Here is a 14,614-nt window from a genome sequence, read left to right on the forward strand (position 1 = left end):
ATGCTACGCTATAAAGCTAAGCGTATAAGCTGCTGAAATCTAGCGACGTTTCAGATCGGCTGGATAGACACCCAAAAGCGTTATGTCATCGGTGAAATAGTCCAATTCCTCAAGCGCGAGTTGGACATTTCGATCATCCGGGTGCCCTTCGATATCGGCATAGAATTGCGTCGCCGTGAACTGACCGTCCACCATATAGCTTTCCAATTTGGTCATGTTCACGCCATTTGTCGCAAATCCGCCCATCGCCTTGTAAAGCGCGGCTGGAATGTTGCGAACGCGGAACACAAAGCTGGTCATCATCATGACATCGCCACGGCGCTTCATATCCATTTCGCGGGACATGATCAAAAAGCGTGTCGTATTCTTGTCATGGTCTTCGATGTGACGGGCCAGCAGTTCAAGCCCATAAATCTCACCTGCCAGTTCAGAGGCAAGTGCGGCTTGCGTGATATCGCCTTCGTCGGCCACATGCATCGCAGACCCCGCCGTATCCGCGCCGACAACCGGGTGAATATCATGTTCGCGAAGAAAGTCTCGGCATTGGCCCAGTAAAACCGTATGGCTCATCGCGGTTTTGATCTGATCAAGCCGCACGCCTTTGACGCCCAGAAGATTGATGTGAACCCGCACGAATGCTTCGTCCACGATATGAAGACCGCTGTCGGGCAGCAGACGGTGAATATCGGCCACGCGGCCATAGGTTGAATTTTCCACGGGCAGCATCGCCAGATCTGCGTCACCTTTGCGGACAGTTTCGATAACATCTTCAAAGGTGCGGCATGGCACGGCCTCCATGTCGGGGCGGGCGTCATGGCAGGCTTGGTGGGAGTAGGCACCGGGTTCCCCTTGGAAGGCAATTTTATTAGTCATGGTGTGGCTGATCCGGAACTTTTAACATAAATGGGCGTTTCGTCGCGGTAACTACACCTTGCACAGACGGGTTGGAAGCGCATATAGAACGCCGAACCGACGCCAAAAATGGATCGCGACATGTTCGACACAATGACATTTACGAAAGTTTTGGGTGGGCTCTGCGGCTCACTTCTGGTTTTTTTGCTGGGTGCCTGGCTTGCAGAAGAGCTTTATCATGTGGGTGGCCACGGCGAAGATCATGCCCAAGGGTATGTGATTGAAACCGGTACCGAAGAAGTTGAAGTCGTCGAAGATGCGATTCCATTTGCAGAAGTTTACGCAGCAGCCGATGCGGGCGCGGGTGAGCGTCTGTGGCGTGCATGCAGCGCGTGTCACAAGCTTGAACAAGGCGAAAACGGTACCGGGCCATATCTTTATGGTGTCGTGGGTCGTGACAAAGGATCCGTAGACGGGTTTGGATATTCCAGCACTTTGGCTGAAATGGAAGGCGACTGGACACCGGAAAACCTGAGCGGTTTCATTGAAAACCCGCGTGGTTATGCCCCCGGAACAGCAATGGTGTATCGTGGTATGCCCAAGGTCGAAGATCGTGCAAACCTGATTGCATATATCGCGACTTTTGGCAGTTGATCGCATAAATCCAGATAACATCTGACTAAATAACCCGCATTACCTGTGCGGGTTTTTTTGTAATTCAGGATATTGGCAAGCTGTTGCCTAATTTTCATGCAATCTGACGAATGATCACATAATCGCAACTGGACAGATAGACTTCTGGAAAAATAACTTAGCTTAATATCTTATACGGTAAAGATCACTTGAACAGGAGGTTCCTGATGCAGCCATCCCGCCCCGCAAAGGCCCGCGTTAAAGCACGTGCGATTGCACAACGTCGCAAAATACCAACCACTCTGCTTGCTTTTCCGCTTTTCCTGATTGCGCTTTTCTGGATGGCCACGGCCCTGTTTGCTGAAGAAAAGATCATCAAATCGCACGCCTATGCGATTTTGGGTGAACCGAAATATGCCGCTGATTTCGAACATTTCGACTATGTGAACCCCGACGCACCAAAGGGCGGCGAGATGTCGACCTGGACCCAGGGCACCTTTGACAGCTTCAATCCTTATTCGCTGAAGGGGCGCGCGGGTGCGTTATCAAGTGCATCTATCGAACGGCTGATGATGTCCCCTGCTGACGAATCTGGTGTGCGTTATGGCCTGTTGGCAGAATCGCTGGAGTATCCTGAAAGCCGCGATTGGGTCATTTTTAACATGCGCCCCGAAGCCCGGTTTTCTGATGGCACGCCAGTGACCGCCGACGATATCGTGTTCAGTCATGAATTGTTGATGGAACAGGCATTGCCATCCTATCGCGAAGCGATTTCCAAGCTGGTCCAAAAGGTCGAGGCGATTGATACGCATCGTGTAAAGTTCACTTTTATGCCAGATGTACCGCGCGATGGGCTGATCAGCCAAGTGTCCACCAATCCGGCATTTTCCCGTAAATGGTTCGAAGAAAACAACATGCGGCTGGATGAAAGCCGTTTGGTCCAAAATCTCGGATCCGGCCCTTATGTGCTGGATACGTTCAACGTCAATCGTAATATCGTTTACCGTCGCAATCCTGATTATTGGGGCAAGGATCTGCCTGTGAACCGCGGTCGCCATAATTTTGATAAGATCCGGATTGAGTATTTCACCGACAACAACGCAGCGCTTGAGGCATTCAAAGGCGGTGTTTACGCGTTTCGTCTGGAACAAAGCGCCCTGACTTGGGCCACACAATATGATTTTCCCGCCGTGCAAAATGGACGGGTCATCAAGGAAGAAATTGCAGATGGTAATTTGCCGATCTCAGAAGGGTTTGTGTTTAACCTGAACCGCGAAAACCTGAAAGACCCCCGCGTCCGCGAGGCAATTTCGCTGATGTACAACTTTGAATGGACCAATGAAAGCCTGCAGTTTGGTCTGTATAGCCAACGCCATTCATTCTGGGAAAATACCGATTTTGCAGCAACTGGTATACCCGAAGGCGCAGAACTTGCGTTTTTGCGGTCACTTGGTGACTTGATTGATCCAGCCATTCTGACAGAACCGGCCGTGATGGCCCACACATCGGGCGCGCGGCAGCTGGACCGCCGCAACCTGCGCCGCGCGACACAATTGTTGCAGGACTCTGGCTGGGAAATTGGTGATGACGGGAAGCTGCGTAATGGCGATGGTCAGGCTTTTAATCTTGAGTTTCTGACCGATGACCCTGAAATCGAACGGCTGGCCAGCGGTTTTGTCGATAACCTCAATGGTTTGGGCATGAACGCGCGCCTGACCCGCGTTGATCCTACGCAATACACAAATCGCACACGTGCGCGCCCACGTGAATATGACATGATCTTTGATCAATATGGCACATCGCTGGTACCAGGACTTGGGTATCAACAACAGTATGGATCCGAAGATGCCTATGTCAGCAACTTCAATCCTGCAGGGTTTGCCGACCCCGGCGCTGACGCGATTATTGAAAAGTTAATCGCATCCAAAACACCCGAAGAATTTGCAGTCACTACCAAGGCGCTTGACCGTGTGATGCGAGCTGAACGCTTCATCATTCCAACGTGGTACAAAAGCAATCACTGGGTCGCGTATTATGATCAATATGAATACCCCGAAAACATGCCCCCTTATGCACTGGGATATCTGGATTTCTGGTGGTACAACGCTGATAAAGGACAAGCGCTGACTGACGCAGGCGCGTTTCAATAATAAAAAGCCGAGCATAAAAGCCCATGGGCGCATATATCATCCGTCGTTTGTTGCTGGTCATTCCAACCTTGTTTGGAATTATGGTGATCAACTTTGCACTGATCCAATTTGTGCCGGGTGGCCCGATTGATCAGGCCATTGCCCGCGCCCAAGGGTCTGGCGACGTGTTCGAAGGCATCTCTGGACCCGGGTCAAATGTTCAGCTTGAAGGTGGCGATGAAACCTATATCGGCGCGCGCGGACTGCCGCCAGAGTTCATCGAACAGCTGGAACGCGAATACGGCTTTGACAAGCCGCCGCTGGAACGTTTTCTGAATATGATGTGGAATTATGTACGATTTGATTTCGGCGACAGCTATTTTCAATCCCGCGGGGTAATGGAACTGGTTTGGGAAAAAATGCCCGTGTCAATCACTTTGGGATTTTGGTCGGTCTTTCTGGCGTATATGATTTCGATCCCACTTGGCATTCGCAAGGCAGTCAAGGACGGCAGCCCCTTTGACACCTGGACATCCGGTGCGATCATTGTCGGCTATGCCATTCCGGGTTTTTTGTTCGCGATCCTTCTGCTGGTTCTATTTGCAGGCGGATCCTATTTTCAGATATTTCCATTGCGTGGCCTAACGTCAGAAAACTGGTCCGATCTTTCGTTCTTTGGGAAAATTACCGATTATTTGTGGCATATTACATTGCCCGTTATTGCAACGACCATTTCGGGGTTTGCGACACTGACCTTGCTGACTAAAAATTCGTTCCTAGATGAGATCAACAAACAGTATGTGATAACTGCGAAAGCCAAAGGGCTTGAGGAACGAGCGGTTCTTTATGGCCATGTATTTCGTAATGCGATGCTTATTGTGATTGCTGGCTTTCCAGCTGTTTTCATAGGGGTTTTCTTTGGCCAGTCCCTGATTATCGAACTTATATTTTCGCTTGATGGCCTTGGCCGACTGATGTTCGAATCTGTTGTGCAACGTGATTATCCGATTGTCTTTGGCACGCTGTTTGTATTCGGTATTATCGGGTTGATGGTAAACATCATAAGCGATCTGATGTATGTCGTCGTCGACCCCCGTATCGATTTTGAGCGGAGGCAAACGTGACAGACGTCATCGTCCCGCCAAAGCCCAAGGATAAATCGGGTTTTTTCACTTTGTCGCCTCTGAACAAACGCAGATGGCGCAATTTTCGCAGAAACAGACGCGCGTTCTGGTCGCTGATCATTTTTACCGTGCTGTTCACCTTGTCGCTTTTTGCGGAATTCCTGGCCAATGATAAGCCGATCCTGGTGAGATATGACGGTGGTTTTTACATGCCAGTGTTTAACTTCTATCCGGAAACCGCCTTTGGCGGCGATATCCGCACCGAAGCGATTTACCGCGATATTGAAGTACAATGTTTGATTATCGCACAGGGCACGATTGATTGTTATGATGATCCCGAAGGTATCATCGAACAGGCCGAAACGGGTGTAGTCAATGGGACTGAGATCAATAAAGGCTGGATGATTTGGCCCCCCATTCGCTATCGCTATGATACGCAAACCAATCTGGGCCGCCCATCGCCCACCCCACCCGACAGTGAACACTGGCTTGGCACTGACAGCGCCGCGCGTGATGTACTAGCGCGTGTAATCTATGGTGTGCGGCTATCGATTATCTTTACGCTGATTGTCACGACATTATCCAGCATTGTGGGCATTATCGCAGGCGCGCTTCAGGGGTATTTTGGCGGCGTTCTGGATATCACATTCCAGCGGTTTCTTGAGATTTGGGGGAACACACCGCAGCTTTACGTGATCATTATCATGTTTGCGCTGTTTGGGCGAAGTTTCGGATTATTGCTGTTCTTGATGGTCCTGTTCGGCTGGCCTGCGCTGACTGGGTTGGTACGCGCGGAATTTCTGCGCGCGCGCAACCTGGAATATGTACGCGCGGCCAAGGCGCTTGGCGTCAGTGATTGGACGATCATGTTCCGGCATATGCTGCCCAACGCGATGGTCGCCACGCTGACTATGCTGCCTTTTATCGTTACTGGCGTCATATCGACCTTGGCAATCCTGGATTATCTTGGCTTTGGCCTGCCTGCATCTGCCCCATCTTTGGGCGAATTGACCCTGCAGGCACAGCGTAATCTACAAGCGCCCTGGCTTGGCTTTACCGCGTTTTTCACCTTTGCGATCATGCTGTCGCTTCTGGTCTTTATTTTCGAAGGCGTCCGCGATGCCTTTGACCCCAGAAAGATATTCAAATGACATCGGTTCTGGATATTCGTGACCTGAACGTATCGTTTCAACAGGACGGCAAGATCATTCAGGCAGTAAAAGGTGTCAGCTTTTCGGTGGGCAAAGGTGAAACCGTGGCTTTGGTCGGCGAAAGTGGGTCGGGTAAATCGGTAACCGCGTTGTCGACGGTGCAATTGTTGGGCAGCAATGCCAGCGTTGCAGGATCGGTTAAATATAACGACGAAGAACTAATAAACGTACCCGAGAAAACCCTGCGCCGGGTGCGCGGCAACGACATCAGTTTTATCTTTCAGGAACCCATGACATCGCTGAACCCATTGCACCGACTTGAAAAACAATTGGGTGAAAGTCTTGCACTGCATCAGGGTCTGACGGGCCAGCCCGCGCGCGACCGCATTCTGGAACTGTTGACCAAGGTTGGCATTCGCGACCCTGAAACGCGGCTTGATGCCTATCCGCATCAGCTGTCAGGCGGACAACGTCAGCGCGTTATGATTGCCATGGCGCTGGCGAACGGGCCCGAACTGCTGATCGCAGATGAGCCAACGACAGCACTCGACGTTACAATTCAAGCGCAAATTCTGGAACTTCTGGCCGACCTCAAGGCTGCCGAAGGTATGTCGATGCTATTTATCACCCACGATCTGGGCATCGTGCGCAAAATCGCAGATCGCGTCTGTGTGATGAAGGACGGCGAAATTGTCGAAACCGGCCCTGTGGCGGAAATTTTTGATAACCCGCAGCATCCGTACACCCAGCTTTTACTTTCCGCCGAGGCGAAAGGTCGCCCCGACCCCGTGCCAGAACAAGCCGAAAAGATTATCGAAGTTGACAACCTTCGCATCTGGTTTCCCATTCAGGCAGGCATTCTGAAACGGACGGTCGGCCACGTCAAAGCTGTGAACGAAGCATCGTTTTCCGTAAGGTCCGGCGAAACATTGGGCGTGGTGGGCGAAAGTGGTTCCGGCAAAACCACGCTGGCGTTGGCGGTTTTACGGCTGATCCAGTCACAGGGTCTGATTACCTATGAAGGCAAAGACCTGCGTGCGCTGTCGAATGGGCAAATGCGGTCTTTGCGGCGCGATATGCAAATCGTGTTCCAAGATCCCTACGGATCTCTATCACCGCGCATGACTATCGCGCAGATCATCGCCGAAGGGTTGGCCATTCATGTCGTCGACAAGACCCGCAATGACCGCGAACTGGTGGCCGAGATTATGGTCGAGGTTGGTTTGGATCCTACCACAATGGATCGGTATCCCCACGAATTTTCCGGTGGCCAGCGTCAGCGCATCGCTATCGCGCGTGCGATGATCCTAAAACCCAAGTTGATTGTTCTGGACGAACCGACCAGTGCGTTGGACATGACCGTTCAGGCCCAGATCGTTGATCTTTTGCGAGATCTGCAAAAGAAATATCAACTGGCGTATCTGTTTATCAGCCATGATCTGAAAGTCGTGCGTGCGTTGTCACACAAGGTGATGGTGATGAAACAGGGCGATATTGTCGAAGCCGGTCTTGCCGATCAAATCTTTGACGATCCGCAAACCGAATATACCCGCACCCTGATCCGTGCGGCCTTTGATATCACTGCGGACGATAACCAGGTCAGCAGTACAGCTTAAAATCTATCCAGTCGCGCCTTGGTCAGACCAATTTTGATGCCTGTGAAGACCACGCAGGGCATGGTTTTGCATACTTTAAAGGCCTCCGAATGTTAGTATAATAGACTGAATGCTAATAAATTTTTATATTAAATGCCTTTGATCTTACGCGCTCTGCCGCTGTCTTTTCAAACATTCTGGCGCTATCTGATCTTGCTGCCCGTCCTTGCTGTTGCGACGGTCGTCATGTCATTGATTGGGGCCTTTATTCCCGTTTTTAACTTTCTTATTCCGGGAACGATCAGCGCTTTTTGCGTTATCGTCGGGCTACGCTGTGCCTTGGCCGCACAAGGGTATCGTCGCGAAACTGATATGGGTCAGCTTTTACTTGCCAGTGTCATCTTTTGCATCATGAGCATTATCGCTAACCAAGCGATTGAATGGATCGTTAGCGGGATTTTAAAAGTCGCAGGACTTGTCGCTATTGGACTGGGTTATGATATCGCGTTACTGACCGAGCTTTTTGTTCTGATCCCTGTGTTAGGCGGGGTCTTTTTGCTTAAATGCATCCTGATCGCGACTTATGTGGGGGCCATCGCTGTGCCAATGACAACAGCTGCTGCAGACGATACCTATCGGGTGTCGGGCAGAAACCTGTTTTTCGGGTTTGGCACGGGCATGTTCAGTCTTTTTCTGATCACTGTTATCTGGCTGTCTGGCGGTCAGTTCTATGCAATTTTCGGCGAAGTGTGGGCGACGTTCGGGTTGGTAGCAAGTGCGCTGATCGCCATTGCTAATGGCACAGAAATCCCTTGGAGCACGAGCTTTCAATTCGACACATTACTGGTCAGGACACTGTTCATGACCTGGGCGTCCAGCTGGTTCTTTGCAACTGCCATCCTTGCTTGGGAAAAGGCGCGCCAACGCAATGAAAAGACAACCAATTCAGCCATGGATACAAACCGGGTCAGTTCTGATGATATCCGTGCTTTGCGCGCAGCGCGTGACAAGGGAAACCACGTATCAACAGAAAGCTGACGGTTCAGATTAATGCCTTGGGCGATGTTTATTCAGGCCCAAGGGCATCAGGTTGCAAAGCCCACATGGCAACAGCACCCCCAACATATCTGCCAAGGATGATATTGGTTTAAATAAAAGTAATTTACGCCGCTTCGTTGGTCAGCATTTTGTAAATTTCGTCCTTTAGCGCCATTCTTTTCTTGCGCAGATCAACAATCGCCAGATCATCCATCGGCTCAATATTGGTTTCTGCGCGGTGCAAGACACCGTTCACATCATGATAGTCCTGGGCCAGCTTCGCAAAATGTGCATCTGATTGTTTTAACGCACTTATTTTGTCGGCATACTCTGGAAAATCTTCGGCAAGTTCGTGGGGTGTGTGTGACATATGGGATCTCCGACGTTTTGATTGTCATCACCATAGAATCTGAATAACGCTCACGCTTTGACCAAGGTCAAATAGATACCGATCCCTTACACTTTGGTGGCATTTACCATTGGGGTAACAGCCTTGCGTTTTAATTTTGCCTCGCGCCAGCTGATAAACACAACGGACGCCAAAATGATTGTACCGCCCAGCACCGTCAGAATGTCGATTTCTTCGGAAAACAGGAAAAAGCCCAACAGTGTGGCCCAGACAAGTTGTAGGAACGTCACCGGTTGCGTCACCGTCAGGGGGGCCGCGGCAAAAGCTAGTGTCATCGTATAGTGCCCCGCCGTGGCAAAACACGCGACCAAAAACAGCCAAGCCAGTTGCGTCATGGTCGGTGTCACCCAAACCGCTGCGGCAAAGGGCAACAACCCCACTGTCACGATCAGTGACAGCATACCCACGATCACAACCGGGTTCACCTCGGACGACATTTGTTTCGCGATCAGATAGCCCCCCGCGAATAGAACGGCGGTGCCAAGCATTGCCAGATGCCCAGTCTCAATTTCGCGAAAGCCGGGACGCAAGATGATCAGTACGCCCAACAGCGCGACGCAAACCGCAATGATGCGTCGCAGTGCCAACTTTTCGCCCAAAAACAACGCAGCACCGATGGTGACATAGACCGGTGAAAGGTAGTTCATCGCCGTCACCTCTGCGATGGGGATCTGACTCATGGCATAAAACCACAGCATCACCGCAAGCGTATGAACGATGCCGCGGATACCAAACAGCTTGAACTGTCGTTTCGTCAGCCGCGCGCGCAAGATCGGGCGGATCATCGGCAGAATAAACACCAACCCCAGAAGATACCGCAAAAATGCGGCCTGTGCTGCTGGAACGGCCCCGTCAAGATGTTTGACAACAGCCGTAACCGCGACAAACAAGATGCCGGTGACCAGCATCCAGAATATCCCGGCAAGGGGGCGCGAAGCGGCAGAATTATTCATGCGGCGACCTGATCTGAAATCAACGTCAGACGCAAGTCACTGCAGCCAAATCAATTTTACAGCGATGAACCACATAATCAAACCTACAATCACGTCCAATATGCGCCACGCGATTTCTTTGGCGAACAAAGGCGTCAGCAGGCGTGCGCCATATCCCAGAACAAAGAAAAAGCAAAAGCTGGCCGTCACAGCCCCGGCCCCGAATGCGACGGTATTGTCATAGTTCGACGAAACAGAGCCCAGCAAAATCACTGTATCCAGATAGACATGCGGATTCAGCCATGTCAGCGCCAGACATGTCGCCAAAGCCGCTTTCAATGATCTGGATTTATCTGCAGATGGGGCCAGCGTTTCGCCCCCTTTCCATGCGGCGCGAAAACTGATCAACCCATAGATAAACAAAAAGGCAGCACCCCCAAAGCGTGCCACAGGCACCAGCCATGGGGCCGATTCCGTCAGAACGCCGAACCCGGCAACGCCTGCGGTAATTAAGATTGCATCTGATGCGGCACAGGTCAAACAAACGGCGAAAACATGTGCGCGACGCAATCCCTGGCGCAGAACGAATGCATTCTGCGCACCAATGGCCATGATCAAACTAAGGCCCAGAATAAATCCGGGAATAAAGGATGCTTTTATCATGGCTGTTTGACTAGACAGACTTTTCAAATTACACAAATTAATGTTTCTAATTATTCATTAGGAAAAATAATGTTGGATTACAGCTTTTTGTTCACGCTGTCTGCTGTTGTCACATCCGGCAGCTTTGATCAGGCGGCAACACAATTGGGGCTGACGCCATCGGCCGTGTCACAGCGTATCAAGGCGCTTGAAGACCGCGTGGGCACCGTTCTGATCATTCGTGGTCAACCTTGCACCGCGACCAAAGCAGGTGATCGCCTGATCCGTCACGTGCAGGATGTGCAAGCGCTGGAACATACACTTGGTCAAGATATCGGCACGCTGGCCTTGGCATCCCCGACCAGTGTCCGCATCGCCGTGAATGCAGACAGTCTTGCCACGTGGTTTATGCCCGCGCTGGCGCGCACCAACGACCTGCTGTTTGATCTTGAGATTGACGATCAAGATCATTCCGACGATTGGTTGCGCCACGGCAAGGTTCTGGCCGCCATCACCAGTCGCAAAACACCCGTGCAGGGTTGTAACAGTTATAATCTGGGCAAGTTACGCTATCTTGCGACGGCCAGCCCTGACTTTATGGCTCAGTATTTTCCGGATGGTATTACGCAACAGACCTTAAAACAGGCCCCGGCACTGACGTTCAATCGCAAGGATAGCTTGCAGCGCGACTGGATCTCGACAGTACTTGGCAAGCCCGTGACTGTACCAAGCCATATGATGGCCAGCTCACAAGGGTTCGTTGATGCCGCCTGTCTTGGCTTAGGCTGGGGGATGAACCCGCTGGATCTGGTCAAAGATCACATCGCCGCAGGGCGGTTGGTCACATTGCTTGGAACACCGCTGGATATCCCGCTTTATTGGCAAGTCAGTCGTGTTGCAAAAGGGGCGTTACAGCAGCTGACCCGGAATATTCAACGCGCAGCACGTCTTCATCTGATCCAATGACGGCTAAAGTTAACCACGTCTTAACCTCTGTCGGCTTGCCTGCGCGCAAAGTTTCCAAGATAGTCGGTACATCCCGGGTAAAGGGCGCGTGACATGATTACTCCAGTTCTATTATGCGGCGGTTCCGGCACGCGGCTTTGGCCGTTGTCACGCAAAAGCTATCCCAAACAATTCGCATCCCTGATTAGGGACAAGACTTTGTTTCAGGCTTGTGCTGAACGTCTGTCAGGCCCGGGTTATACTGCCCCCCTTGTTCTGACCAATTCCGATTTTCGGTTTATTGTCACGCAGCAGATGTCAGAAATCGGCATTGATCCCGGCGCAATATTGATCGAACCGGATGGCCGTAATACCGCCCCCGCTATTCTGGCCGCCGCCTTATGGCTGGAACGCATTGATCCCGATGTATTGATGCTGATTGCACCCGCCGATCATGTGATCCCTGATGGGGATGCTTTTGGTGCAGCAGTATCGGCCGGGGTCGATGCGGCAAAAAGCGGTCAACTTGTGACCTTTGGCATCAAACCAACTCACGCCGAAACCGGATATGGCTATCTTGAACTGTCCGAAAAGACAGCTGATTTCAGCCCGCGCCCGATCGGTCTGAAGCGTTTTGTCGAAAAGCCTGATGCACAAGCCGCACAAGACATGGTGACGTCAGGCAGGTTCTTATGGAACGCGGGTATTTTCCTGTTTTCGGTCAAAACAATCCTGGATGCTTTCCGCGCGCATGCCCCTGATATGATGACAGCTGTGCAATCTTCGACCAAGTCCGGCAAAACAGATCTGGGGTTTTTCCGGCTTGATCTGCGCCACTGGAAACGGGTTCCCGATATCTCGATTGACTATGCAGTCATGGAACGGGCCGATAACCTGTCGGTCGTGCCCTTTGACGGGGGCTGGTCCGATTTGGGCGGCTGGGACGCGGTCTGGCGCGAGACAGAACAGAATGCTGATGGCGTAGCCACATCAGACCACGCAACAGCCATTGATTGCGAAAATACTTTGCTGCGATCCGAACACGATGGTGTTGAACTGGTGGGCATCGGTCTGAAAAATATCATCGCCGTGGCAATGCAAGATGCTGTTTTGGTCGCGGATGCATCGCACGCACAGGATGTGAAAAAAGCAGTCACAACACTGAAAGAAAAACAGGTCACACAGGCCGAGGCATTCCCCAAAGATCATAGACCATGGGGATGGTTTGAAACCCTGGTCACGGCGCACAGATTTCAAGTAAAGCGTATTGTCGTGAACCCAGGTGCAGCCCTGTCATTGCAAAGCCATCATCACCGGTCCGAACACTGGATTGTCGTTCAGGGTACTGCCAAAGTCACGATCGATGGCAGCATACAACTGATCACCGAAAATCAATCTGTCTATGTGCCTGTAGGCGCTGTGCATCGCATGGAAAACCCGGGCAAATTGCCGATGATTCTGATCGAAGTTCAGACTGGTGCATATCTGGGCGAAGACGATATCACCCGTTATGACGACGATTATTCACGACAATAAATGTTATAATCACACATACGTTCCTGAAATCGCGACAAAGCGCGCACGCCTGTTGTCACACTGTATTTTTTTGATGTAATAGATTAATTAGTTTTAAACTTAATAAGTGTGCGTGTTCAGGTGAAAAAATTTCTTTTTATTCATGTCGTGGCAAGCCTATTTATAACCACAGAGGTGATGGCAATGTCCAAAATTTCTAGCGGGCAGCAAACTTCTTGCAATAACAAAATGGAACATCAGGATTGTTCAGCTGAAATTCCACCTGCGCGCGATGGTAATATCGCGATACGTGAGGAATATGATGCGGCAATGGCTGCAAATACAGTTGCGGCGTTCGAGATATTTATCGCGCGCCACCCAGATCATACGCTGGCAAATTTAGCTCGCGACAAGCTGGCGCAGCTACAGTGTGACGATTGCTGAATATCGGCAAATGTCACTATGACGACAAAGTCTTTATGAAATATTAACGCAGCTTTATCAGAGGGTATGAGATAAGATGTCGGGAACGGGAAAATCTACAAAACTTATAGGTACAACTGGCGATCAGAAAATTGATGGCCTGCTCTTTGAGAGAGCTTGGGATGGTCCGATAACATATTCTTTTCCAACCTCAAGCGGCCATTACTCATATTCTAATACTGGCGAGCGCGAAACCTTCGGCCAAATCTCTTCCCAGCAAAAAGATGCTGCTCGGACAGCGCTTGACACTGGTTTCGGATCTTCGGCGAATGACGGTTTTTCGGTGGAAGGTTTTACCAATATGAGTGTGTCGCTTGGATCGACAACTTCTGCTCATCTTCGATTTGGTGAATCTTCAGTTCCGGGAACAGCATACGCCTATCTGCCGGGATCCTATCCTCAGGCGGGCGATGTATGGTTTGGTCGTGCAATCAATTACCGATCGCCCGAGGCTGGCAATTATGAATGGGCCACGATGTATCATGAGATCGGTCATGCCCTGGGTTTGCTACACCCTCATGAAGGGGGCGATTACGGTACGGTTCCATTGGCATTCGACTCAATGGAACATAGCATCATGTCTTATCGTGCCTATCAAAATGCGCCGTTGACCGGCTATACGAACGAAACAAATGGTTATGCGCAGACGTTCATGCGCAGTGATATTGCCGCGTTACAACATATGTATGGGGCCGACTTCACGACAAATAGCAATGACACTGTCTATTCATGGGCGCCGAATTCAGGTAATACGCTTGTAAACGGACAAGTTGGCATTGACGCTTCCGGCAATCGTATTTTTGCGACAATCTGGGATGGTGGTGGTATCGATACCTATGATCTGAGCGCTTACTCAAATAATCTTAATATTGATCTCGCGCCAGGTGCAGTATCATCTTTCAGTGCGACACAGACAGCCAACCTGGGACGTGGAAACTTTGCAGAAGGCAATATCTATAATGCCTATCTCTATGATGGCGATACGCGATCTTTGATTGAAAATGCCATTGGCGGCTCAGGAAATGATACCATTTCTGGTAACCAAGCGCAAAATGACCTGCAAGGCGGAAGCGGTAACGATATGTTAAGCGGCCTTGACGGTTCTGACACTTTAAGTGGCGGTTCTGGTTCTGACGTTTTGGACGGTGGTTTGGGTTTTGATTTTG

The 14,614-nt window shown here is 50.8% G+C and carries 14 protein-coding genes; 10 read left to right on the top strand and 4 right to left on the bottom strand.

Features of this window, described 5'->3' with window-relative positions; all coding sequences use genetic code 11:
- Window positions 1-39: 39 nt before the first annotated feature.
- The gene (locus tag HRQ87_RS17225) at window positions 40-873 is read right to left on the bottom strand and encodes a prephenate dehydratase (RefSeq protein ID WP_174139685.1); all 834 of its coding nucleotides are present in this window, start codon (window positions 871-873) and stop codon (window positions 40-42) included.
- 120 nt (window positions 874-993) lie between these two features.
- Between HRQ87_RS17225 and HRQ87_RS17230 the strand changes: the two genes are divergently transcribed.
- The 6 genes from HRQ87_RS17230 to HRQ87_RS17255 all read left to right on the top strand — a co-directional run bounded on the left by HRQ87_RS17230 (window position 994) and on the right by HRQ87_RS17255 (window position 8,522).
- Complete coding sequence (locus HRQ87_RS17230) at window positions 994-1,506, top strand: c-type cytochrome (protein ID WP_174139686.1); 513 nt, start codon at window positions 994-996, stop codon at window positions 1,504-1,506.
- Between the two features lie 206 nt (window positions 1,507-1,712).
- Complete coding sequence (locus HRQ87_RS17235; protein WP_174139687.1) at window positions 1,713-3,635, top strand: extracellular solute-binding protein; 1,923 nt, start codon at window positions 1,713-1,715, stop codon at window positions 3,633-3,635.
- A gap of 23 nt (window positions 3,636-3,658) precedes the next feature.
- On the top strand, window positions 3,659-4,738 hold the full coding sequence (locus tag HRQ87_RS17240; RefSeq protein ID WP_174139688.1) for a microcin C ABC transporter permease YejB: 1,080 nt from the start codon (window positions 3,659-3,661) through the stop codon (window positions 4,736-4,738).
- Complete coding sequence (locus HRQ87_RS17245; protein ID WP_174139689.1) at window positions 4,735-5,889, top strand: ABC transporter permease subunit; 1,155 nt, start codon at window positions 4,735-4,737, stop codon at window positions 5,887-5,889. Before HRQ87_RS17240 ends, HRQ87_RS17245 begins: the two co-directional genes overlap by 4 nt.
- Window positions 5,886-7,505: an ABC transporter ATP-binding protein gene (locus tag HRQ87_RS17250; RefSeq protein ID WP_174139690.1), complete on the top strand. Its 1,620-nt coding sequence runs from the start codon at window positions 5,886-5,888 to the stop codon at window positions 7,503-7,505. Before HRQ87_RS17245 ends, HRQ87_RS17250 begins: the two co-directional genes overlap by 4 nt.
- 132 nt (window positions 7,506-7,637) lie before the next feature.
- Complete coding sequence (locus HRQ87_RS17255; protein ID WP_174139691.1) at window positions 7,638-8,522, top strand: hypothetical protein; 885 nt, start codon at window positions 7,638-7,640, stop codon at window positions 8,520-8,522.
- Window positions 8,523-8,646: 124 nt separating this feature from the next.
- On the opposite strand, the gene HRQ87_RS17260 is transcribed toward HRQ87_RS17255, so the two are convergent.
- The 3 genes from HRQ87_RS17260 to HRQ87_RS17270 all read right to left on the bottom strand — a co-directional run bounded on the left by HRQ87_RS17260 (window position 8,647) and on the right by HRQ87_RS17270 (window position 10,526).
- On the bottom strand, window positions 8,647-8,892 hold the full coding sequence (locus tag HRQ87_RS17260) for an HP1242/YdcH family protein (RefSeq protein WP_174139692.1): 246 nt from the start codon (window positions 8,890-8,892) through the stop codon (window positions 8,647-8,649).
- Window positions 8,893-8,978: 86 nt separating this feature from the next.
- The gene (locus tag HRQ87_RS17265; RefSeq protein WP_174139693.1) at window positions 8,979-9,884 is read right to left on the bottom strand and encodes a DMT family transporter; all 906 of its coding nucleotides are present in this window, start codon (window positions 9,882-9,884) and stop codon (window positions 8,979-8,981) included.
- A gap of 36 nt (window positions 9,885-9,920) precedes the next feature.
- Entirely contained in the window at window positions 9,921-10,526 is a 606-nt protein-coding gene (locus HRQ87_RS17270) for a LysE/ArgO family amino acid transporter (protein WP_174139694.1), read from the bottom strand.
- 69 nt (window positions 10,527-10,595) lie between these two features.
- Between HRQ87_RS17270 and HRQ87_RS17275 the strand changes: the two genes are divergently transcribed.
- From HRQ87_RS17275 to HRQ87_RS20510, 4 genes are all read left to right on the top strand, one after another.
- Window positions 10,596-11,471 carry a LysR family transcriptional regulator ArgP gene (locus tag HRQ87_RS17275; RefSeq protein ID WP_174139695.1) on the top strand — a complete coding sequence of 292 codons (876 nt, stop codon included), beginning with the start codon at window positions 10,596-10,598 and terminating at the stop codon, window positions 11,469-11,471.
- 93 nt (window positions 11,472-11,564) lie between these two features.
- Window positions 11,565-12,986: a mannose-1-phosphate guanylyltransferase/mannose-6-phosphate isomerase gene (locus tag HRQ87_RS17280; protein ID WP_174139696.1), complete on the top strand. Its 1,422-nt coding sequence runs from the start codon at window positions 11,565-11,567 to the stop codon at window positions 12,984-12,986.
- Between the two features lie 120 nt (window positions 12,987-13,106).
- Entirely contained in the window at window positions 13,107-13,409 is a 303-nt protein-coding gene (locus HRQ87_RS17285; protein ID WP_174139697.1) for a hypothetical protein, read from the top strand.
- A gap of 76 nt (window positions 13,410-13,485) precedes the next feature.
- Window positions 13,486-14,614: M10 family metallopeptidase (locus HRQ87_RS20510; RefSeq protein WP_174139698.1), on the top strand; the 1,129-nt coding region annotated here is incomplete at its 3' end.

Source organism: Parasulfitobacter algicola (assembly GCF_013315265.1).
In the GTDB taxonomy this organism is placed as follows: Bacteria; Pseudomonadota; Alphaproteobacteria; order Rhodobacterales; family Rhodobacteraceae; genus Parasulfitobacter; species Parasulfitobacter algicola.